A 20,619-nucleotide genomic window follows, 5' to 3' on the forward strand; every position below is an offset into this window, starting at 1 on the left:
GCGCGCGACCGCCCGTGTCCTGACTGTGGCCAGATCCGCGCCGTAAATCATGCCGTCCCGGGCGCGAGCCCCGGAGCGCACCCCGGCAACAACCCGCACACGGCCACCGGCCCCGGGCCGAAGACGACCGCACCCGGAACCCGCCGGCTACGCCGGCACTGTGCCCAGGCGGCCCGCCTGGAAGTCCTCGAACGCCTGCTTGAGTTCCGCGTGACTGTTCATCACGAACGGCCCGTAGTGCGCCATCGGCTCCCTGATCGGGCGCCCGCCCAGCAGCACGACCTCCAGGTCCGGCGTGTTCCCGTCCTGGGACTCGTCCGCGCGCACGCTCAGCGCGCCGCCCGCGCCGAACACCGCCGTCTGCCCCATGCGCACCGGACGCCGGTCCGTACCGACCGAGCCGCGCCCCGCCAGTACGTACGCGAGACCGTTGAAGTCCTCCCGCCACGGCAGGTTGATCTCCGCACCCGGCCGCAGCGTCGCGTGGATCATCGTGATCGGGGTGTGCGTGATGCCCGGACCCTCGTGACCGTCCAGCGAACCGGCGATCACCCGGAGCAGCGCGCCGCCGTCGGGCGAGGTCAGCAGCTGGACCTGGCCGCCGCGGATGTCCTGGTACCGGGGGTCCATCATCTTGTCGGACGCCGGGAGGTTCACCCAGAGCTGGAGGCCGTGGAACAGCCCGCCGGACATGACCAGCGACTCCGGCGGCGCCTCGATGTGCAGCAGGCCGGAGCCCGCCGTCATCCACTGGGTGTCGCCGTTCTGGATCGTGCCGCCGCCACCGTTGCTGTCCTGGTGGATGAAGGTGCCGTCGATCAGGTACGTGACGGTCTCGAAGCCGCGGTGCGGGTGCCACGGCGTGCCCTTGGGCTCGCCCGGCGCGTACTCCACCTCGCCCATCTGGTCCATCATGATGAACGGGTCGAGGTGCTGGTAGTTGATCCCCGCGAACGCGCGGCGCACCGGGAAGCCCTCGCCCTCGAAACCGCCGGGGGCGGTCGTGACGGCGAGCACGGGGCGGGCCACGGCGTCGGCCGGAGCCGCCACCCGGGGAAGGGTCAGCGGGTTTTCGACAGTCACTGCGGGCATGAGGGCCTCCTTGATGATTCAACGTTCAATTTAGTTGAACGGTGAACATCTGGCAAGGCGCACTCCATTCCCGTACCGCTTCGGCGGGGTGACATGAGCGCGCCGCGGCCGGAAAGGGCCGCGGCAGGGGGGGCTGGGGACGAACGGACCGGTTCTAGCCGTACATACGGCGCATCGCGAAGTCCACCATCTGCTCGACCGCCTTCGCGTCGAACACCATCCGGTGGTCGCCCTCCATGTCCAGCACGAAGCCGTACCCCGTGGGCAGCAGATCGATCACCTCGGCGCCGGTGATCACGAAGTACTTCGACTCCTTGCCCGCGTACCGCCGCAGCTCCTTGAGCGTGCTGAACATGGGGATCACCGGCTGCTGCGTGTTGTGCAGCGCCAGGAACCCGGGGTTGTCACCGCGCGGGCAGTAGACCTTCGACGTCGCGAAGATCTGCTGGAAGTCCTCGGCCGACAGCGACCCCGTCGTGAACGCCCGCACGGCGTCCCCGAGCGACGGGGGCGACGGCTCCGGATACAGCGGCTGTTCGCCGTAACCGCCCGCGCCGGGGCCGCCCATCGGCTGCTGCTGCGGCTGCTGAGGCGGGTGCGCGTACTGCCGCTGAGCGCCCGGGTTCTGGTCGTAGCCGTACATGAGCGCAAGAGTACTGAGGAATGCCGCCCCGGGGAGCCCCGTCGACCTCGTCACACTGGCCAGAACGGGGTTGCGCCTTATTACCCATGGGTAGCATCATCGTAGCTACTTACCGGTACGTGTATGAGGAATCCGCCTCCCCGATCCTTACGGAGCCGTCGCCATGGGGCACTACAAGTCGAATCTGCGCGACATCGAGTTCAACCTCTTCGAGGTCCTCGGGCGCGACAAGCTGTACGGCTCCGGACCGTTCGCGGAGATGGACGTGGAGACCGCCAAGAGCATCCTCGAAGAGGTCACGCGCCTCGCGGAGACCGATCTCGCCGAGTCGTTCGCGGAGGCCGACCGCAACCCGCCGGTCTTCGACCCGGAGACCAGCACCGCTCCGGTCCCGGCGGCCTTCAAGAAGAGCTACCAGGCGTACATGGACTCCGAGTACTGGCGTCTGGGCCTGCCGGAGGAGATCGGCGGCACGACCTCACCGCGCTCCCTGATCTGGGCGTACGCGGAGCTGCTCCTCGGCGCGAACCCCGCGGTGTGGATGTACGCGTCGGGCCCCGCCTTCGCCGGCATCCTCTTCGACGAGGGCAACGAGGCGCAGAAGAAGGTCGCCGCGTTCGCCGTCGAGAAGCAGTGGGGCTCCACGATGGTCCTCACCGAGCCGGACGCCGGCTCGGACGTCGGCGCGGGCCGCACGAAGGCCGTCGAGCAGGAGGACGGCAGCTGGCACATCGAGGGCGTGAAGCGCTTCATCACCTCCGGTGAGCACGACATGTCGGAGAACATCCTTCATTACGTGCTCGCCCGCCCCGAGGGCGCCGGCCCCGGCACCAAGGGCCTGTCGCTCTTCCTCGTACCGAAGTACGAGTTCGACTGGGAGACCGGCGAGCTGGGCGAGCGCAACGGCGTCTACGCCACGAACGTCGAGCACAAGATGGGCCTCAAGGCCTCCAACACCTGCGAGATGACCTTCGGCGACCGCCACCCCGCCAAGGGCTGGCTGATCGGTGACAAGCACGAGGGCATCCGCCAGATGTTCCGCATCATCGAGTTCGCGCGGATGATGGTCGGCACGAAGGCCATCGCCACGCTCTCCACCGGCTATCTGAACGCGCTGGAGTACGCCAAGGAGCGCGTCCAGGGCCCCGATCTGGCGCAGTTCATGGACAAGGCCGCGCCCAAGGTCACCATCACGCACCACCCCGATGTGCGCCGCTCGCTGATGACGCAGAAGGCGTACGCGGAGGGCATGCGCGCCCTCGTCATGTACACCGCCTCGGTCCAGGACGAGATCGCCGTCAAGGAGGCCGAGGGCGAGAACGCGAAGGCGCTGCACGGGCTGAACGATCTGCTGCTGCCGATCGTGAAGGGCTACGGCTCGGAGCGGTCGTACGAGCAGCTCGCGCAGTCCCTCCAGACCTTCGGCGGCTCCGGCTATCTCCAGGAGTACCCGATCGAGCAGTACATCCGGGACGCCAAGATCGACACCCTCTACGAGGGCACCACCGCGATCCAGGGCCAGGACTTCTTCTTCCGGAAGATCGTCCGCGACCAGGGTCAGTCGCTGAACACGCTCGCCGAGGAGATCAAGACGTTCCTCGCGGTCGGCACCGGCGGTACGGAGCTGGCCCCGGCCCGCGACGCGCTCGCCAAGGCCGCCGCCGACCTGGAGGCGATCGTCGGCCGGATGCTGACCGACCTCACCTCCACCGGCGAGGACGTCAAGAACATCTACAAGGTCGGGCTGAACACGACGCGGCTGCTGATGGCCTCGGGCGATGTGGTCGTCGGCTATCTGCTGCTGCGCGGCGCGGCCGTGGCCGCCGAGAAGCTGGAGACGGCCGCCGCGAAGGACGTGGCGTTCTACCGGGGCAAGATAGCGGCGGCGAAGTTCTTCGCCGCGAATGTCCTGCCGGACGTCTCGACGCAGCGCGCGATCGCCGAGTCCGTCGACGACTCCCTGATGGAGCTGGACGAAGCGGCCTTCTGACCGGGCCGCGCCTCCCCGTCGCGACGGCAGGACACCTCCCGAGGGGGGTGTCCTGCCGTCTGTTCCGCCGCCCGTTCCGCCGTTTGCGGCCGCCCGCCGGTCCGTTCCGCGTGCCTGTTCTCCCCATGTGCGGAGCTTGTCCCGCCCAGTTATGTGTCGTTCCAACCGGTGGCGGGCCCGGTGTCCGGGCCCGTCGTTATGGTGAACCCCATGAGCACTTCCGCCCGCTTCGACCGCGGCCACACCGACGACCTCATCTCCTTCCTGACGGCCAGTCCTTCGCCGTATCACGCGGTGGCCAACGCCGCGGAGCGGCTGGAGAAGGCAGGCTTCCGGCAGCTGCGGGAGACGGACGCCTGGGACGGGTCGGCGGGCGGCCGGTTCGTGCTGCGCGGCGGGGCGATCGTCGCCTGGTTCGTGCCGGAGGGCGCGGAGCCGCACACCCCCTTCCGTATCGTCGGCGCCCACACGGACTCCCCGAATCTGCGGGTGAAGCCGCTGCCGGACACCGGCTCGTACGGCTGGCGCCAGATCGCCGTGGAGATCTACGGCGGGACGCTGCTCAACACCTGGCTCGACCGCGATCTGGGCCTCGCGGGCCGTATCACGCTGCGCGACGGCTCGCACCGGCTCATCAATGTCGACCGCGCCCTGCTCCGCGTACCGCAGCTGGCCGTGCATCTGGACCGCTCCGTCAACACCGACGGACTGAAGCTGGACCGGCAGCGGCACATGCAGCCGATCTGGGGCCTCGGGGACCCCAAGGAGGGCGATCTGATCCGCTTCGTGGCGCAGGAGGCGGGCGTCGACGCCGCGGACATCACCGGCTGGGACCTGATGCCGCACGCCATAGAACCGCCCTCCTACCTCGGCCGCGACCGCGAGCTGCTGGCCGGGCCCCGGATGGACAACCTGCTGTCGGTGCACGCGGGTACGGCGGCGCTGGCCGCGGTCGCCACGTCCGCCGTCGCGGAGCCGCTCCCGTACATCCCGGTGCTCGCCGCCTTCGACCACGAGGAGAACGGCTCACAGTCGGACACCGGCGCGGACGGACCGCTGCTCGGCACCGTCCTGGAACGCTCGGTGCTCGCCCGCGGCGGTACGTTCGAGGACCGGGCGCGGGCCTTCGCCGGCACGGTCTGTCTGTCGTCCGACACCGGCCACGCCGTGCACCCCAACTACAGCGACCGCCATGACCCGACGCACCACCCGCGCGCCAACGGCGGCCCCATCCTCAAGGTCAACGTCAATATGCGGTACGCGACGGACGGCAGCGGCCGGGCCGTGTTCGCCGCCGCCTGCGAGAAGGCGGGCGTGCCCTGGCAGTCGTTCGTCTCCAACAACTCGATGCCGTGCGGCACGACGATCGGCCCGATCACGGCGGCGAGACACGGCATCCAGACCGTGGACATCGGCGTGGCGATCCTGTCGATGCACAGCGCGCGCGAGCTGTGCGGCGCGGACGACCCGTATCTGCTGGCGAACGCGCTGGTGGCGTTCCTGGAGGGCTGACCACCGGCCGCACCGCCCACCGGGCCGGGCGCCCGCCGGGCAGAGCCGCCCACCGCCCGCACGACTGTCCCGCCCTCGCGCGGATTACGCGCCGAGGCCGGCCAGTACGAGTGCGAGCCGCGACGTTCCCGCGCTGCCTACCCGGACGGGCACGCCCCAGTCCTGCTGATGGACATGGCAGGCCGGGTACTCGTTCGCCGGGTCGTCGTCGCAGGAGGCCGCCATCGCGGAGACATGCAGCACGCCCTCGGTGACACCGTCGGCCAGCACCAGCTCGCGGTGGAGGTCCGTACCGGCGCCGCCGCCCTCCGCCAGCAGTTCGGGCGGGGTGGCGGAGACCAGCAGCCGGGTCGAGGGGCCGTAGCGCGTGTCGAGCTTCTGGCCCGTCGGCGCCGTGAAGACGACGTCCAGCGTCAGCGCGCCGGGGGCGACCTCGGTGGCCTCCCGCTGGGTGCGGTGGGCGACGGCCTCGACCCTGACCGCCTCGTCGGGCAGCCGCAGCCGGGTCAGCCGGTGCCGCGCGGACTCGACGACGACGATGTCCTCGCCGACGAGCACCGCGTCGCTCGGCTCGCGCAGATCCGTTGCCAGCGTGGTCACTTCACCGGTCGCCGGGTCGTAGCGGCGCAGCGCGTGGTTGTACGTGTCCGAGACGGCGACCGAGCCGTCCGGCAGCGCGGTGACGCCCAGCGGGTGCTGGAGCAGGGCCTGTCCGGCGGCGCCGTCGCGATGGCCGAAGTCGAAGAGCCCGGCGCCGACGGCCGTACGGATCACGAACCCGTTCCCCTCGGCCTCTCCTTCACCCTCTCCTTCGCCATCGCCGTCTCCCGCGCGCTCCACATAGCGCAGGGCGCTGGTCTCCGAGTCGGCGATCCACAGCCGGTCCCCGGCCGCCGCCAGCCCGGACGGCTGGGCGAACCACGCCTCGGCGGCGGGCCCGTCCACCAGCCCCTCGTTGGTCGTACCGGCCGCGACGCCAACCGTCCCGGTGGCCGGGTCGTACGTCCACAGCTGGTGCACCCCGGCCATCGCGATCCAGACCCGGTCCGCCCACCAGGCGACGTCCCACGGCGAGGAGAGATCCACCTCCAGGGCGGGCCCCTCGGCCGGCGAGCCCTGCCACCACTGCCTGCCGGTCCCGGCGACGGTCTCGATCGCGCCGCTGACCGGGTCGTACGTCCGCAGCGCGTGGTTGACCGTGTCCGCGACGATCACCTTGCCGTCCGGGAGCAGCGCGAGCCCCTGCGGTTCGCTGAAGGAGTCCGGGCCGAAGCCGCGTATGCCGGAGCCGATCCGCCGGACGACCGTCTCGCCGTCCGCCTCCAGCTCGACCAGCTGATGCCGGGTGGAGTCCGAGACGAGGAAGTGCCCGCCGGGCAGCACCAGCGCCTTGCCGGGAAACCGCAGATCGCTCGCGACCGGCTCCGGCGGCACATACGGACCGTCCCCGCGCCGCAGCGTTCCCTTCGCGGCGTGCTCGGTCTCCAGCTCCTCCACCAGCTTCGCGAGGGCGTGCGCATGCCCCTCACCGGCGTGCTGGGCCACGACATAGCCCTCGGGGTCGATGACGACCAGCGTCGGCCAGGCGCGTACGGCGTACTGCTTCCAGGTCGCCAGCTCGGGATCGTCCAGCACCGGGTGGTGCACCCCGTACCGCTCGACGGCGTCGACGACGGACTGGTGCTCGGCCTCGTGCACGAACTTCGGCGAGTGGACACCGATGATCACGACCGTGTCCCGGTGCTTCTCCTCCAGCTCCCGCAGCTCATCGAGGACATGCAGACAGTTGATGCAGCAGAACGTCCAGAAGTCGAGAATGACGATGCGTCCGCGCAGGTCGGCGAGGGTGTACGACATCTCGCCGGTATTGAGCCAGCCGCCCTTGCCGATCAGCTCGGGGGCACGGACCCGGGCGCGGCGGGACGGGGGTGAAGCGGGGGCGGGGGTCGCATCGGTCATGGAGCAAGGGTGCCACCACGCGAAACGCCCCGGTCGTCAGGGCTCCCGTCGGCTGCGGGTGAGGCCGTCCGCCCGGTGACCCGGCGGGGCACTCGGCCGGGCACTCACCGGGCGGGACCTCACAACCGCGCGTGCCGCACCCCGCGCACGGCCGTACGCGTGCGCCCGCGCTCGTACGCGTGCACCTGCGCCCCCGCCGACCGCCGCGCCGGCTCCCCGGGTACCCGTCCTCCATGAGATATCTCGTGCGCGACAAGATCTTCGCGATCGGCGAGGACTACTGGATCGAGGACGAGCACGGCCGCCGGGCCTTCCGCGTCGACGGCAAGGCGCTGCGCCTGCGCGACACCCTGGAACTGAAGGCGCCCAGCGGCCAGGTGCTGATCACGCTGCGCCAGAAGCTGCTCAGTCTGCGGGACGCCATGATCATCGAGCGGGACGACCGGACCTTGGCGACGATCCGCAGGAAGCGGCTCTCACTGCTGCGCAATCACTACCGGGTCTCCCTGGCCGAGGGCACCGAGCTGGATGTGAGCGGGCGGATCCTGGACCTGGAGTTCGCGATCGAGTACGACGGCGAGCTGCTGGCCCATGTCTCGCGGCGCAGGCTGCGGATGCGGGAGACGTTCGGCGTGAATGTCGTACGGGACGACGCGGACCACGCGCTGCTGATCGCCGTGGCGGTGTGTGTGATCAGGATGGCGGAGAAGGAGCACGAGGGCAGCTGAGGGCGCTGGACGAGCACGTCCGAAGTCCCGCGAGTCCCGTCTGCCGGGCCGCGCTCCTCCGGCCACCGGCCTACCGGTTCGCCACCGGCCTACCGGTCCGCCGACGGCGTCTCCAGCCCCAGCCGACGGTCCTTCAGCGCCGGGAAGCGCTCGCGGGTCGTCGCGACCGTCCCCGGATCGAGATCCACGGTGAGGACCTCCTCGCCCGTCCCCGCCTCCGCGAGCACCTCGCCCCAGGGATCCACCACGATGCTGTGCCCGGACTGCTCCACCCCGGCGTGCGTACCGGCGGTCGCGCAGGCCAGAACGTACGCCTGGTTCTCCACGGCGCGTGCGCGGGCGAGCAGCGTCCAGTGCGCGCGCCTGCGGGCGGGCCAGCCGGCCGGGACGACGAGCGTCTCGGCGCCCGCGTCGACCAGACCCCGGAACAGTTCGGGGAAGCGCAGGTCGTAGCAGGTGGCGAGGCCGAGGGTGGTCTCCGGCAGCCGGACGGTGACCAGTTCGCCGCCCGCGCCCATCAGCGTCGCCTCGCCCTTGTCGAAGCCGAAGCGGTGGATCTTGCGGTACGTACCGATCAGCTCACCGGCGGGGGAGAGGACGAGCGAGGTGTTGTAGAGCGTCCCGTCCGGGGTCTCCGCGTCAGCGGTCTGTCCGTCAGGAATCTGTCCGGCCGGGGTCTGTCCGGCCGGGGCCCGCTCCACGATGGATCCCGCGTGCAGCCAGACGCCCGCGTCACTCGCCGCCTTGGACATCTCCCGGAACGTGGGCCCGTCCGTCGTTTCCGCCTCGTCGGCGAACGACTCGTACGCGAAAGCCCCGACCGGCCAGAGCTCCGGAAGCACCACCAGATCGGCGCCGCGCTGCTGCCGTACCAGCGCCGCCGCACGCCGTCTGCGCGAATCGACCGATTCGTCCGGGTCTACTGCGATCTGGATCAACGAGGCGCGCACGGTACCACCGTCCTGGCATTCGAGCCGTCAACACGGGCCTACGATCGTCACACGAAAGCACTGCCGGGGTGCCACCGGGCAGCGTAACTTAGCTGCCAAACCTCCCACGCAGCCCGCAGCCCGCAGCCCGCAGCCCGCCCGCCAGCAAGCCAGCCCGCGTACCGCAGAACCGCCGAGGGGTCCCGTGACCGTCCATCCCAGCCTTCAAAACTACGCCGATGCCTGGACCCACTCCATTGAGGCCATAGCCGAGCTGGTGCAGCCGCTCGTCGAGGGCGAATGGAACCGCCGCACACCGTGCCCCGGTTGGTCCGTACGAGACATCGTCTCGCATGTCATCGGCCTGGAATGCGAGATGCTCGGGGACCCGCGGCCCATTCACTCGCTGCCGCGCGACCTCTACCACGTACGGGACGACCACACCCGCTACATGGAGATGCAGGTCGATGTGCGGCGCCACCACACCGCGCCGGAGATGACCTCCGAGCTGGAGTACACGATCATCCGCCGCAACCGGCAGTTGCGGAACGAGAACCGCTCCCCCGACACCATGGTCCGCGCCCCGCTGGGCGCCGAGCAGACGCTCGAAGCCGCCATGCGCGCGCGGGCGTTCGACATCTGGGTGCATGAGCAGGACCTGCGTACCGCGCTGAACAGGCCCGGCAACCTGGACTCGCCGGGCGCCGTGGTCACCCGCGACGTACTGCTGTCCGCGCTGCCGAAGGTCGTCGCCAAGAAGGCGGGCGCGCCGCCGAACTCCGCGGTCGTCATCGATGTCTCCGGTCCGGTGGAGTTCCTCCGTACGGTCAGGGTGAACGCCGACGGACGCGGTTCGGTGGACGGGTCTCCCTCGCTCGGTCCCGTGGTGACGCTCGCGACGGACTGGGAGACGTACTTCCGGCTGGCGTGCGGGCGGGTGCGGCCCGCGGCGGTGGCGGACCGCGTCAAGATCGACGGTGATCTTGATCTGGCCGAGGCGATTCTGCGGGAGTTCGCGGTCACGCCGTAGGGCCGGGCGCGTCATCCGTTCACGTCCAACGCCCGTCCGTACGGCCGTCCCGTCCCGTGCGCCTGTACTGCCGCCCGCACGGCCGTACGTGGCGTACGCACAGGCGTCACGCGGGCCCGTGCACGCACGTCACGCCGGTACGTGCACGGCCTCCACCCGGCTCGCCACCAGCCGTTCCCGCTCCCGGCGCGCGGTGCGGTTCCGCAGCCGCAGGATCTGCACGATCCCGATCGCCTGCAGAACGAAGAGGGTCGAGAACGCGATCCGGTAGTTGTCGCCGGTCGCGTCCAGCAGGACGCCGACCGCGAACAGCGTCGTCATCGAGGCAGTGAAACCGCCCATGTTGACGATTCCGGAGGCCGTGCCCTGACGCTCCGGCGGGTTCGCGGGCCTGGCGAAGTCGAAGCCGATCATCGACGCGGGTCCGCACGCGCCCAGAACCGCGCAGAGCGTGATCAGCAGCCACATCGGGGCATGGTCGCCGGGGTACCCGATCGTCACCGCCCAGACCAGCGCCGACGCCCCGACGGTGCCCAGGGCCAGCGGCGCCCTCGCCGCGTGGTGGCGGGCGATGACCTGCCCGTAGACCAGCCCGACGACCATGTTGGAAAGCACGATCAGGGTGAGCAGTTCGCCCGCGACGGCACGGGACAGGCCCTGCGCCTCGACGAGGAACGGCATCCCCCACAGCAGCAGGAAGAACATCGCCGGGAACTGGGTGGTGAAGTGCACCCACATCCCCAGCCGGGTACCGGGTTCGCGCCAGGACTCGGCGATCTGCTTCCGTACGTACGCGGCGCCCGCGTGCTCGGCGGGCGGCGGCTCATGGCCCTCCGGGTGGTCCTTGAGGAAGAGCAGCAGCAGGACGAGGACGAGGACCCCGGCGAGCGCGCTGCCCGCGAAGGTCGTGGTCCAGCCGAGACCGTTCAGGGCGCGGGAGATGAAGATGGTGGAGACGAGATTGCCCGTCATCCCGAAGAGCGCGGCGACCTGGGCGATCATCGGCCCGCGCCGGGCCGGGAACCAGCGGGTGCCGAGCCGCAGCACGCTGATGAAGGTCATCGCGTCACCGCAGCCGAGGAGCGCGCGGGAGACGAGGGCGGTGCCGTACGAGGGGGAGAGCGCGAAGCCGAGCTGCCCGACGGTGAACAGCACGACGCCGATGGTCAGCACCTTCTTGGTGCCGAGCCGGTCGACCATCAGGCCGACGGGTATCTGCATGCCCGCGTACACGAGCAGCTGGAGTATGGAGAACGTGGACAGGGCCGAGGCGTTGACCCCGAAGCGGTCGGCGGCGTCGAGGCCGGCCACGCCCAGGCTGGTACGGAAGATGACGGCGACGAAGTAGACGGCGACGCCGATGCCCCACATCCAGGTGGCACGGCGCCCGCCGGGTGGATCGCCGGGGAGGCTGACCGAACCGGCGCTCACCGGGCCTCACCCCGGACCAGCACCTTGACCCGGCTGACATGCCGGCGCAGACACTGCGCCGCGCCGTCCGCGTCGCCGGTTCTGATGGCGTCGAGGAGTTCGGTGTGCTCGGTGATGTTCTTGGCGATGCGGTCGGGGTGCGCTTCCAGCACGGCGACGCCCATCCGCAGCTGACGGTCCCTGAGCTGGTCGTAGAGCTTGGAGAGGATCTCGTTGCCCGCGTGGCGCACGATCTCGGCGTGGAAACACCGGTCGGCGACGGCGACGGCGGCGAGATCCCCGTCCTCGGCCAGCCGCCGCTGCTCCTCCAGCACCTCCTCCAGCCGCGCGACCAGCCGCGCGGACGCCGGGACGGCCTTCCGCACGGCGAACTCCTCGACCAGCAGCCGGGTCTCGACCACGTCGGCGATCTCCTGCGCGGAGACGGCGAGCACGAGGGCGCCCTTCTTGGGATAGAGCTTGATCAGCCCCTCGACCTCCAGCTTGAGCAACGCTTCCCGCACGGGCGTACGAGACACCCCGACGGCTTCGGCGAGCTCACCTTCGGTCAGCAGGGTGCCGCCTTCGTAACGGCGGTCGAGCACGGCTTCTTTGATATGGCTGTACACGCGGTCCGCGGCGGGCGGTTGCTTCACGGGAGCGGCAGGGGCGGGTGGCATGCGCACAGCTTAGATACAACAGAGGTGCAACAGCATCCGCCGTCCGGGATTCGGACGCCGAGCCGACCGCCCCGGCCCGTACCGAGCCTCTGCGAGCGGACCCCATCGTGACCTGAGCCACGAAATCGCTCCCCTATCCCGTACATCCCTCTGGTCCGCTCATGCGTCACCTATAGGGGCCTGTTTCCCAGAGAGGCCCCCATTCGGTGCTTTCCCTCGCATTCGCGGATTCGGAGCGTTTCTCTTGACACCCAGCCTCCCGGGCGCGCGCAGAGCCGCCGTGATTTCCCTCACCGCCGGCGCGCTCATGGCCGTCTCGGCCCTCGCCTCTCCCGCTCAGGCGGCCACCGCGCCGTCCATCAGCGGCAAGGGCGGGTTCGTGCTCAACAACGCGACCGGCGCGACGGTCTACAGCAAGTCCGCCGACACCAGGCGCCAGATGGCGAGCACGACGAAGATCATGACCGCCGCCGTGGTGGTCAGCACCAAGGGCGTCGACCTCGACCGCAAGGTGACCGTCAAGCAGGCCTACCGTGACTACGTCGCCAAGGAGGGCGCGAGCACCGCGGACCTGCGGACCGGCGACAAGGTCACCGTGCGGCAGCTGCTGTACGCCACACTGCTGCCCTCCGGCTGTGACGCGGCCTACGCCCTCGCCGACACCTTCGGCACTGGCTCCACGACCGCGGCCCGCACCAAGTCGTTCATCGCGAAGATGAACGCGAAGGCCGCCGAACTCAAGCTCACGAACACCAAGTTCGACTCGTTCGACGGCATATCGCAGGCCGGGAACAACTACACCACCCCGCGCGACCTCGCCAAGATCGCCCAGTACGCGATGAAGTGGGTCAACTTCCGCACGCCCGTGAAGGCCACCTCCTACAAGAGCACGGCGCCGACAAGCACCGGCGGCACGCGCACCTACACCTGGTACAACACGAACAAGCTGCTCGGTTCCTACAGCGGCGCCATCGGCATCAAGACCGGCACCGGCACGGCCGCGGGACCCTGCCTGGTCTTCGCTGCCACGCGCGGCGGCAAGACCCTCGTGGGCGTCGTCCTGAACGGCGCCGACCGTTACAACGACGCGGCGAAGCTGCTCGACTACGGCTTCGGCTCGTCGACCGCGAAGACGATGAAGCTGCGGTCGCTCCCGGCGGACGCGCAGCGCGACTGATCCGGGGAAATTGAGAGCGAGGGCCGTGCCGGGGAACGAGACTCCGGCACGGCCCTCGTTCATGCGTACGCCGCGAGCAGGTTGACGCGGTGCCGGGCGGCGGGCGCCGGGGGCCAGGGGCTGAGGGCCGTCGGCCGACGACGGCGGGCCCGTCGGCGTTCCCGGGCATACGAAGAGCCCCACGGCCGCGTGCGCGCCGTGGGGCTCCGTCGTCAGGGCGCTCGGCCCCCCTGGGCTACGCCCAGGTGATCAGGCGCTTCGGCTGTTCCAGGATCGCGGCGGTGTCCGCCAGGACCCGGGAGCCCAGGGCGCCGTCGACCAGGCGGTGGTCGAAGGAGAGCGCCAGCGTGGTGACCTGGCGGGGCTTCACCTTGCCCTTGTGGACCCACGGCTGGAGCTTGATCGCGCCGACCGCCAGGATCGCGGACTCGCCCGGGTTGAGGATCGGCGTACCGGTGTCGACGCCGAAGACGCCGACGTTGGTGATCGTGACCGTGCCGCCCTGCATGGCCGCCGGGGTCGTCCTGCCCTCGCGGGCCGTGGACACCAGCTCACCCAGCGCTGCGGCCAGTTGGGGCAGCGTCTTGTCGTGCGCGTCCTTGATGTTCGGGACGATCAGACCGCGCGGGGTCGCCGCCGCGATGCCCAGGTTGACGTAGTGCTTGAGGACGATCTCCTGATTCGCCTCGTCCCAGGCCGCGTTGACCTCGGGGTTCCGCTTGATCGCGACCAGCAGCGCCTTGGCGATGAGCAGCAGCGGGTTGACCCGCAGGCCCGCCATGTCCTTGTCGGACTTCAGCTCCTCGACCAGTTTGACCGTGCGCGTCACATCGACGGTGATGAACTCCGTGACATGCGGCGCGGTGAACGCGCTGCCCACCATGGCCGCCGCCGTGGCCTTCCGTACGCCCTTGATCGGGATACGGGTCTCCCGGCCGGTCGTCACGCCGGTCGCCACACCGGCCACCCGGGCGGCCGTCGCGGGCTCGGCAACCGGAGCCGGGGCCGACACCGGGGCCTGGGCCGGAGCCGCGACCGCCGGTTCGGTGGCCGTGGCGGGAGCCGTCGCCGCGTGGACGTCCTCGCGCGTGATGATCCCGCCCGGACCCGTCGGCGTGATCGTCGCCAGGTCCACGCCGAGGTCCTTGGCGAGCTTGCGTACGGGGGGCTTGGCCAGCGGACGGGGCTGCGGGGGCGCGCCCGTGTGCCCGTTCATCTCCGCCTGGATGGCGGCGGCCGCGGCCCCGGCGCCCGTCGCCTGCCCCGGCACCGAAGCACCCTGACCGGCACCGGCACGCGGGGGGCCCTTGCGCGCGCGGCGCTTCGTGGACGCCTCGGCGACCCCGTACCCGACGAGCACCGGCGTACGCCCCACCGGTTCCGCGGGCCCGGCCGGCTCCTCCGCGACAGCGGGGGCGGCAGGGGCAGCAGGGGCGGCCTGCGCCGGCTCTCCGCTGCCCGGCGCCACGTCCACCGTGATGATGGATGCGCCGACGTCGACCGTCGTGCCCTCCTCGAAGCGCAGCTCGTGCACCACGCCGTCGTACGGAATGGGCAGTTCGACGGCCGCCTTCGCGGTCTCGACCTCGCACACCACCTGGCCGTCGGTGACGGAATCGCCCGGCTGTACGTACCACTTGAGGATCTCGGCCTCGGTGAGTCCCTCGCCCACGTCGGGCATCTTGAACTCTCGATAGCGAGTGGAAGTGTCAGCAGTCATGGTCACGGCACTCCTCAGTACGCGAGCGAGCGGTCGACGGCGTCGAGCACCCGGTCCAGGCCCGGGAGGTACTCGTCCTCCAGCCGGGCCGGCGGATACGGCGCGTGGTAGCCGCCGACCCGCAGCACCGGGGCCTCCAGGTGGTAGAAGCACCGCTCCGTGACGCGCGCGGCGATCTCCGCGCCGGAGCCGTAGAACACCGGCGCCTCGTGCACCACGACCAGCCGACGCGTCTTCTCCACCGACGTCTGGACCGTGTCGAAGTCGATCGGGGACATCGACCGGAGATCGACGACCTCCAGCGACTTGCCCTCCTCCTCGGCCGCCGCGGCGGCCTCCAGACAGACCTTCACCATCGGGCCGTACGCCGCGAGCGTCAGATCCGTACCCTCCCGGGCCACCCGCGCCCCGTGCAGCGGGCCGGGGATGGCCTCGGCGTTGACCTCGCCCTTGTCCCAGTAACGCCGCTTCGGTTCGAAGAAGATCACCGGATCGTCGCTCTGGATGGCCTGCTGCATCATCCAGTACGCGTCCGACGCGGTGGACGGCGAGACGATCTTCAGACCGGCGACATGCGCGAAGAGCGCCTCGGGGGACTCGCTGTGGTGCTCGACCGCGCCGATGCCGCCGCCGTACGGGATACGGATCACGACGGGCAGCTTGATCTTGCCCAGCGAGCGGGCGTGCATCTTCGCGAGCTGCGTGACGATCTGGTCGTAGGCGGGGAAGACGAAACCGTCGAACTGGATCTCCGCCACCGGCCGGTAGCCGCGCAGCGCGAGACCGATGGCCGTGCCGATGATGCCCGACTCGGCGAGCGGGGTGTCGATGACGCGGTCCTCGCCGAAGTCCTTCTGCAGGCCGTCCGTGACCCGGAAGACGCCGCCGAGCTTGCCGACGTCCTCGCCCATGATCAGGACCTTGGGGTCGGTCTCCAGCGCCTTGCGGAGCGACTCGTTGATCGCCTTGGCGATCGGGAGCTTCTGTACGGCCATGACTACTTGCCCTCCCCTGCGGAACCGCTCCGGGTGTCCTCGAACGACGCCTGATACGCGGCGAACTGCGCGCGCTCCTCGTCGACGAGCGCGTGCCCGTCGGCGTAGACATGGTCGAAGATCGCCATGGGGTCCGGGTCGGGCATGGCCCGTACTACCTCTCGTACCCGCTTTCCGAGCGTCTCGCTCTCCTCGTCCAGAGCCGTGAAGAACGCCTCGTCGGCATGGCCCTCCCGCTCCAGATACCGGCGCAGCCGCAGGATCGGGTCCTTGGCCTCCCAGGCCTCCCGCTCCTCGTCCCGGCGGTACTTGGTCGGGTCGTCGGAGGTGGTGTGCGCGCCCATCCGGTACGTGAAGGCCTCGACCAGCATGGGCCCCTCGCCCCGGCGGGCCCGCTCCAGCGCGGAGCGGGTCACGGCGAGACAGGCCAGTACGTCATTGCCGTCGACCCGGACGCCGGGGAAGCCGAACCCCTGCGCGCGCTGGTAGAGCGGCACGCGGGTCTGCTTCTCGGTCGGCTCGGAGATCGCCCACTGGTTGTTCTGGCAGAAGAAGACCACCGGCGCGTTGTAGACCGCGGCGAAGGTGAACGACTCGGCGACATCGCCCTGGCTGGAGGCGCCGTCCCCGAAGTACGCGATCACGGCCGAGTCCGCGCCGTCCTTGGCGACGCCCATGGCGTAGCCGGTGGCGTGCAGGGTCTGGGAACCGATGACGATGGTGTAGAGGTGGAAATTGTTGCTGCTGGGGTCCCAGCCTCCGTTGTTCACACCACGGAACATGCCCAGCAGATTCGTCGGGTCGACCCCGCGGCACCAGGCCACGCCGTGCTCACGGTAGGTCGGGAAGACATAGTCGTCGTCGCGCAGGGCGCGACCCGAGCCGATCTGCGCGGCCTCCTGGCCCAGCAGTGATGCCCACAGTCCCAGCTCACCCTGGCGCTGGAGCGCCGTGGCCTCGGCGTCGAAGCGGCGGGTCAGGACCATGTCCCGGTACAGCCCGCGCAACTCCTCCGGGGTCAGGTCGATCCGGTAGTCCGGGTGCTCGACCCGCTCGCCCTCGGGGCTGAGCAGTTGTACGAGCTGCGGCTCGGAACTCTGTGGCTGCGGCGTCCTCTTGGCGCTTGCGCGCTTGGTGCCGCTGCTGCGTCGCGGTTTGCGAGCGGCAGTGCTCTCCACGGTCACGTGCGTGCTCCTCCGTCTGTCCGGCCCCCGGGATCCGCCGGGAACCAGTGCGGCTCGCCTGTGTCCGCCGCGTGCACGGGGTGGGTGCGACCCGGCCGGGACAGGCGTGACAGGTGCCCCGGCGAGCGCCCTGTCACAGGCACGTTACCCAGTGGGTGGCATTACTGCGAAACCCCACCTGACCTGCAATTTTGCTTGGATTTCCAAGTAAATCGACAAAGTCTGGAACAACCACTGGTCACAGCCTTGCAGGCCGCCGGAACAACGGCACGTTATCCCGCTGATCTGCGGCAGGGAAGGGGTGAATGTGTGAGACTGAATTCTGTGTACAAGGACGGAAAAATTACAGTATTTCTTGTTGATGACCATGAAGTCGTCCGCAGGGGCGTCTACGAGCTTCTCTCCGTCGAGGACGACATCGAGGTCGTCGGAGAGGCCGGTACGGCGGCGGACGCGACGGCCAGGATCCCGGCGACGCGGCCCGATGTGGCGGTGCTGGACGTCCGGCTGCCGGACGGCAGCGGCGTGGAGGTCTGCCGGGAGATCCGCTCACGGGACGAGTCCATCAAGTGCCTGATGCTCACCTCGTTCGCCGACGACGAGGCGCTGTTCGACGCGATCATGGCCGGGGCCTCGGGTTACGTACTCAAGGCGATCCGCGGCAGTGAGCTGCTGACGGCGGTACGGGACGTGGCGGCGGGGCGGTCGCTGCTCGACCCGGAGGCGACGGCGCGGGTGCTGGAGCGGCTGCGTACGGGCAACGCCCCGAAGGACGACAAGCTGGCCGGCCTCACCGACCAGGAGCGCAGGATCCTGAATCTGATCGGCGAGGGCATGACCAACCGCGCGATCGGCGAGGAGCTGCATCTCGCCGAGAAGACGATCAAGAACTATGTCTCCAGCCTGCTCTCCAAGCTGGGAATGGAGCGCCGGTCGCAGGCCGCCGCGTATGTGGCGCGCCTTCAGGCGGAAAAGCCCTGAGCCGACCGGCCCCGAACCGAACCGGGCAAACAGGGCCTTGCGTACCGCATCAGGGCCCGTCCTAATCGGGACCTACGTCCCGTTCATACGGGGCCGCTTCCTCTGTTGGCGCGGTCTTCGGTGACGGACAGTGGACGACATGTCCACCGAGGAACTCCGAGCCGAACTCCGAGCCATCGATCTGCTCCGCCGCGTGTCGTACGGGCGAGTGGCGACGAGTATGCGCGCGATGCCGTTCGTGGCACCCGCCCGCCATGTCGTGGCCGGCGGATCCGTCCTGCTGCGCATGCACGCGGGTCTCGGCTACCACCGGGCGTGCGGCGGCGGCGTGGTGGCGTACGGGGCGGACAACTTCAACAGCGACGAGCTGGACCGGTGGTCGGTGGAGTTCACCGGCACCGCCGAAATCATCGACCCGACGGCCACCGAGAGGGAAATGTTCGGCACGGGCCCGCACCGCGTGGACGGTGAACCCTTCGATCCGGTCTATATACGGCTTACGCCCCAGTTCTTCACCGTACACACGCTCGACTATTCCTTGGAGCGACGAAGCCAACACGTTGCGTGATCTAACATCTGACAAGTGCCGCGCTCATATGAATTCGCCGCACCTGCTGCGACCGCCGTGATCCCCATTCCCGCGCCTGCCGCCGCTCGTGCACCTCGTACCGTGCTTCCCCCCGTACATCCCTCCGCACCACCGCACCGCTCCGCACCACCGCACCCTTCGGCCCCGCTCCACCCTTCGGCCCCGCTCCACCCTTCGGCCCCGCCGCACCCCTCCGTCCCCCTGCACTCCACCCTCCCGCTCCACGCCGCCGCTCCCCCCGTCCGGACGCTGCTCCGCCGCTACCGGGACGCGGGCGAACCGCTCTCCTGCGAACCCGTCGCCCAAGGGCTCCTCAACCGCGGCTACCGGCTCCTCACCACCCGGGGCGCCTACTTCCTCAAGCACCATCTGGACGGCGACCGCGACACCATCACCCGCCAGCACCGCGCCACCCAGCGGCTCCAGACGCTCGGCGTGCCCGTCGCCCCGCCCGTCGAGAGTGCCGACGGCGAGACCGTCGCGGTCATCGGCGGCCACTGCTACGCCCTGCATCCGTGGATCGACGGACGTCATCGCGACGGCTCACAGCTGACCACCACCGGGTCACACCACCTCGGCGCGCTCCTCGGGCTGGTGCACACCTGTCTGGAGCGGGTGATGGAGCCGGACCCGCCGGCGCTCGCGTATGTCAGCCCCGACCCCGCCGACACCTTCGACCTCATCGACGAGCTGCTCTCCCTGGCCCGCGGCCGTACCCGCAGGGACGTCTTCGACGCGCTGGCCGAACACCGCCTCATGGAACGCCGGGACCTGCTGGAACTCCACGCCCACCGCCGTCCGCCGCCCGGCGCCGAACCGGCCACGGGCTGGGTGCACGGCGACTTCCACCCGCTGAATCTGCTCTACCGCGGCGACGAACCGGTCGCGATCATCGACTGGGACCGGCTCGGCGTACAGCCGCGCGCCGAGGAGGCCGTACGCGCCGCGGCGATCTTCTTCGTCCGGCCGACGGGCGAGCTGGAGCTGACGAAGGTACGGGCGTACGCGCGCGCCTACCGCCGCGCGGCCGGAGCCCGCGCCTCCGAACTGGCCGCGGCCGTCCACCGGGTGTGGTGGGAGCGGCTCAACGACTTCTGGACACTGCGCTGGCGCTACCAGCTGGACGACCGAAGGGCCGACCCGCTGTTCGCAGCGGTATCGGCCCTCGCGGTGTGGTGGACACGGGAGTACGAGGCGGTGCGCGAGGCCTTCGCCGGCTGATCCCGGCTCAGGGAGCGGCGCGCGGCCCGCCGGTCAGGGGGTGGCGCCTCCCGCGTCGGCGCCGGTGATCGTGCCGCCCCCGCCGGGGGCCCCGCCGTTGGTTCCCGCCGTCGTGCCGCCGTCGGAGGTGCCCCCGTCGGCCGTTCCGGCGGACGTACCCCCGTCCGTCGTACCGCCGTCGGAGGTGCCGCCGTCCGTCGTACCGCCGTCGGAGGTGCCCCCGTCCGACGTGCCCGTGCTCGACCCGTTGCTGGAGCCCGTCGAACCCGTCTCCGGAGGAGGCGGCGGAGACTCACTCGTGTCGCCGGACTCGCTCGGCGACTCCGACGGCGACTCCCTCGGCGTGTAGCTCGGCTCGTGCATGCCTCCCGTGGAGGTGTCGGGCTCCGTGGTGTCCTCGCTCTGCGAGTCCGAGGGCGAGGGCGAATCGCTCGGCGTCGAATCGCTCGTGCTGGACGACGGTTTGTTCTCCGACTTGTCGCCGGTATTCGTGTCACTGATGCCCTGGATCGCGTAGGCCACCCCCGCCACGATCGCGATCACCGCGAGCGCCACGAAGACCCACATCCTGCCCCGGCCACCACGCCGCTGATGCCCACCGTCATACCCGCCGTCGTCCGGATTCCTCGGCGGCAGGATCGGACCCTGCGAGGTCTCACCGTGCGGCGGATGCCCCAACGCGGTCGTCGCGGCCATACCCATCGCCGGAGTACTGCCGCCCCGGTGCGGCTCGACCGCCCCGGTGTTCCACGTACCCGTATGACTGCCCTGCTGCTGCA

Annotated in this window: 17 protein-coding genes and 1 pseudogene; 8 read left to right on the top strand and 10 right to left on the bottom strand. The window is 70.2% G+C overall.

What is annotated here, in order from left to right; all coding sequences use genetic code 11:
• Positions 1-147: 147 nt before the first annotated feature.
• Positions 148-1,092 carry a pirin family protein gene (locus tag ACFRKB_RS37995; protein ID WP_383111161.1) on the bottom strand — a complete coding sequence of 315 codons (945 nt, stop codon included), beginning with the start codon at positions 1,090-1,092 and terminating at the stop codon, positions 148-150.
• 154 nt (positions 1,093-1,246) lie between these two features.
• Complete coding sequence (locus ACFRKB_RS38000; protein WP_365977853.1) at positions 1,247-1,735, bottom strand: SseB family protein; 489 nt, start codon at positions 1,733-1,735, stop codon at positions 1,247-1,249.
• Positions 1,736-1,898: 163 nt separating this feature from the next.
• Here ACFRKB_RS38000 and ACFRKB_RS38005 point away from each other — a divergent pair, with 163 nt between their 5' ends.
• Together ACFRKB_RS38005 and ACFRKB_RS38010 are read left to right on the top strand one after the other, a co-directional pair.
• A complete protein-coding gene (locus ACFRKB_RS38005) occupies positions 1,899-3,725 on the top strand; it encodes an acyl-CoA dehydrogenase (RefSeq protein ID WP_383111162.1) in 1,827 nt (608 codons plus the stop codon).
• A 210-nt stretch (positions 3,726-3,935) separates the two neighbouring features.
• On the top strand, positions 3,936-5,237 hold the full coding sequence (locus ACFRKB_RS38010; protein ID WP_383111163.1) for a M18 family aminopeptidase: 1,302 nt from the start codon (positions 3,936-3,938) through the stop codon (positions 5,235-5,237).
• A gap of 84 nt (positions 5,238-5,321) precedes the next feature.
• On the opposite strand, the gene ACFRKB_RS38015 is transcribed toward ACFRKB_RS38010, so the two are convergent.
• Positions 5,322-7,196: an NHL domain-containing thioredoxin family protein gene (locus ACFRKB_RS38015; RefSeq protein ID WP_383111164.1), complete on the bottom strand. Its 1,875-nt coding sequence runs from the start codon at positions 7,194-7,196 to the stop codon at positions 5,322-5,324.
• A 233-nt stretch (positions 7,197-7,429) separates the two neighbouring features.
• On the opposite strand from ACFRKB_RS38015, the gene ACFRKB_RS38020 reads away from it, so the two are divergent.
• On the top strand, positions 7,430-7,924 hold the full coding sequence (locus ACFRKB_RS38020; protein ID WP_383111165.1) for an LURP-one-related/scramblase family protein: 495 nt from the start codon (positions 7,430-7,432) through the stop codon (positions 7,922-7,924).
• An 89-nt stretch (positions 7,925-8,013) separates the two neighbouring features.
• On the opposite strand, the gene ACFRKB_RS38025 is transcribed toward ACFRKB_RS38020, so the two are convergent.
• The gene (locus ACFRKB_RS38025) at positions 8,014-8,874 is read right to left on the bottom strand and encodes a carbon-nitrogen family hydrolase (RefSeq protein WP_383111166.1); all 861 of its coding nucleotides are present in this window, start codon (positions 8,872-8,874) and stop codon (positions 8,014-8,016) included.
• Positions 8,875-9,058: 184 nt separating this feature from the next.
• Between ACFRKB_RS38025 and ACFRKB_RS38030 the strand changes: the two genes are divergently transcribed.
• Complete coding sequence (locus ACFRKB_RS38030; RefSeq protein ID WP_383111167.1) at positions 9,059-9,883, top strand: maleylpyruvate isomerase family mycothiol-dependent enzyme; 825 nt, start codon at positions 9,059-9,061, stop codon at positions 9,881-9,883.
• A 129-nt stretch (positions 9,884-10,012) separates the two neighbouring features.
• On the opposite strand, the gene ACFRKB_RS38035 is transcribed toward ACFRKB_RS38030, so the two are convergent.
• Both ACFRKB_RS38035 and ACFRKB_RS38040 read right to left on the bottom strand, forming a co-directional pair.
• Positions 10,013-11,254, bottom strand: coding sequence for an MFS transporter (locus ACFRKB_RS38035; protein WP_376586556.1), 1,242 nt, complete (start codon positions 11,252-11,254; stop codon positions 10,013-10,015).
• A 56-nt stretch (positions 11,255-11,310) separates the two neighbouring features.
• A complete protein-coding gene (locus ACFRKB_RS38040) occupies positions 11,311-11,973 on the bottom strand; it encodes a GntR family transcriptional regulator (protein ID WP_365977859.1) in 663 nt (220 codons plus the stop codon).
• A 244-nt stretch (positions 11,974-12,217) separates the two neighbouring features.
• On the opposite strand from ACFRKB_RS38040, the gene ACFRKB_RS38045 reads away from it, so the two are divergent.
• Positions 12,218-13,150: a D-alanyl-D-alanine carboxypeptidase family protein gene (locus ACFRKB_RS38045; RefSeq protein WP_383111168.1), complete on the top strand. Its 933-nt coding sequence runs from the start codon at positions 12,218-12,220 to the stop codon at positions 13,148-13,150.
• A 235-nt stretch (positions 13,151-13,385) separates the two neighbouring features.
• On the opposite strand, the gene ACFRKB_RS38050 is transcribed toward ACFRKB_RS38045, so the two are convergent.
• Genes ACFRKB_RS38050 through pdhA form a run of 3 tightly spaced genes read right to left on the bottom strand, consistent with a single transcriptional unit; the run spans position 13,386 to position 17,049 of the window.
• Positions 13,386-14,870 (bottom strand): dihydrolipoamide acetyltransferase family protein, encoded by a 1,485-nt coding sequence (locus ACFRKB_RS38050; protein ID WP_383111169.1) that lies wholly within the window; start codon positions 14,868-14,870, stop codon positions 13,386-13,388.
• Between the two features lie 14 nt (positions 14,871-14,884).
• The gene (locus ACFRKB_RS38055; protein WP_383111170.1) at positions 14,885-15,865 is read right to left on the bottom strand and encodes an alpha-ketoacid dehydrogenase subunit beta; all 981 of its coding nucleotides are present in this window, start codon (positions 15,863-15,865) and stop codon (positions 14,885-14,887) included.
• 2 nt (positions 15,866-15,867) lie between these two features.
• A complete protein-coding gene (gene pdhA / locus ACFRKB_RS38060; RefSeq protein WP_383111171.1) occupies positions 15,868-17,049 on the bottom strand; it encodes a pyruvate dehydrogenase (acetyl-transferring) E1 component subunit alpha in 1,182 nt (393 codons plus the stop codon).
• Positions 17,050-17,373: 324 nt separating this feature from the next.
• Between pdhA and ACFRKB_RS38065 the strand changes: the two genes are divergently transcribed.
• The 3 genes from ACFRKB_RS38065 (at position 17,374) to ACFRKB_RS38075 (ending at position 19,840) form a co-directional block, all read left to right on the top strand.
• Positions 17,374-18,030 (top strand): response regulator, encoded by a 657-nt coding sequence (locus ACFRKB_RS38065; protein ID WP_383111173.1) that lies wholly within the window; start codon positions 17,374-17,376, stop codon positions 18,028-18,030.
• 139 nt (positions 18,031-18,169) lie between these two features.
• Positions 18,170-18,598, top strand: coding sequence for a pyridoxamine 5'-phosphate oxidase family protein (locus ACFRKB_RS38070; RefSeq protein ID WP_383111172.1), 429 nt, complete (start codon positions 18,170-18,172; stop codon positions 18,596-18,598).
• A gap of 222 nt (positions 18,599-18,820) precedes the next feature.
• The gene (locus ACFRKB_RS38075; RefSeq protein WP_383111174.1) at positions 18,821-19,840 is read left to right on the top strand and encodes a phosphotransferase; all 1,020 of its coding nucleotides are present in this window, start codon (positions 18,821-18,823) and stop codon (positions 19,838-19,840) included.
• 33 nt (positions 19,841-19,873) lie between these two features.
• Here the strand turns inward: ACFRKB_RS38075 and ACFRKB_RS38080 are convergent.
• Positions 19,874-20,619: pseudogene (locus tag ACFRKB_RS38080) on the bottom strand (serine/threonine protein kinase); the annotation flags it as partial.

It is taken from the genome of Streptomyces scopuliridis (assembly GCF_042790125.1).
Lineage (GTDB): Bacteria > Actinomycetota > Actinomycetes > Streptomycetales > Streptomycetaceae > Streptomyces > Streptomyces scopuliridis_A.

Bases quoted from the DNA above. Each gene is read 5' to 3' on its own strand.
- ACFRKB_RS37995 (WP_383111161.1), bottom strand. From the start codon at position 1,092: ATGCCCGCAGTGACTGTCGAAAACCCGCTGACCCTTCCCCGGGTGGCG.
- ACFRKB_RS38000 (WP_365977853.1), bottom strand. From the start codon at position 1,735: ATGTACGGCTACGACCAGAACCCGGGCGCTCAGCGGCAGTACGCGCAC.
- ACFRKB_RS38005 (WP_383111162.1), top strand. From the start codon at position 1,899: ATGGGGCACTACAAGTCGAATCTGCGCGACATCGAGTTCAACCTCTTC.
- ACFRKB_RS38010 (WP_383111163.1), top strand. From the start codon at position 3,936: ATGAGCACTTCCGCCCGCTTCGACCGCGGCCACACCGACGACCTCATC.
- ACFRKB_RS38015 (WP_383111164.1), bottom strand. From the start codon at position 7,196: ATGACCGATGCGACCCCCGCCCCCGCTTCACCCCCGTCCCGCCGCGCC.
- ACFRKB_RS38020 (WP_383111165.1), top strand. From the start codon at position 7,430: ATGAGATATCTCGTGCGCGACAAGATCTTCGCGATCGGCGAGGACTAC.
- ACFRKB_RS38035 (WP_376586556.1), bottom strand. From the start codon at position 11,254: ATGTGGGGCATCGGCGTCGCCGTCTACTTCGTCGCCGTCATCTTCCGT.
- ACFRKB_RS38040 (WP_365977859.1), bottom strand. From the start codon at position 11,973: ATGCCACCCGCCCCTGCCGCTCCCGTGAAGCAACCGCCCGCCGCGGAC.
- ACFRKB_RS38050 (WP_383111169.1), bottom strand. From the start codon at position 14,870: ATGACTGCTGACACTTCCACTCGCTATCGAGAGTTCAAGATGCCCGAC.
- ACFRKB_RS38055 (WP_383111170.1), bottom strand. From the start codon at position 15,865: ATGGCCGTACAGAAGCTCCCGATCGCCAAGGCGATCAACGAGTCGCTC.
- ACFRKB_RS38070 (WP_383111172.1), top strand. From the start codon at position 18,170: ATGTCCACCGAGGAACTCCGAGCCGAACTCCGAGCCATCGATCTGCTC.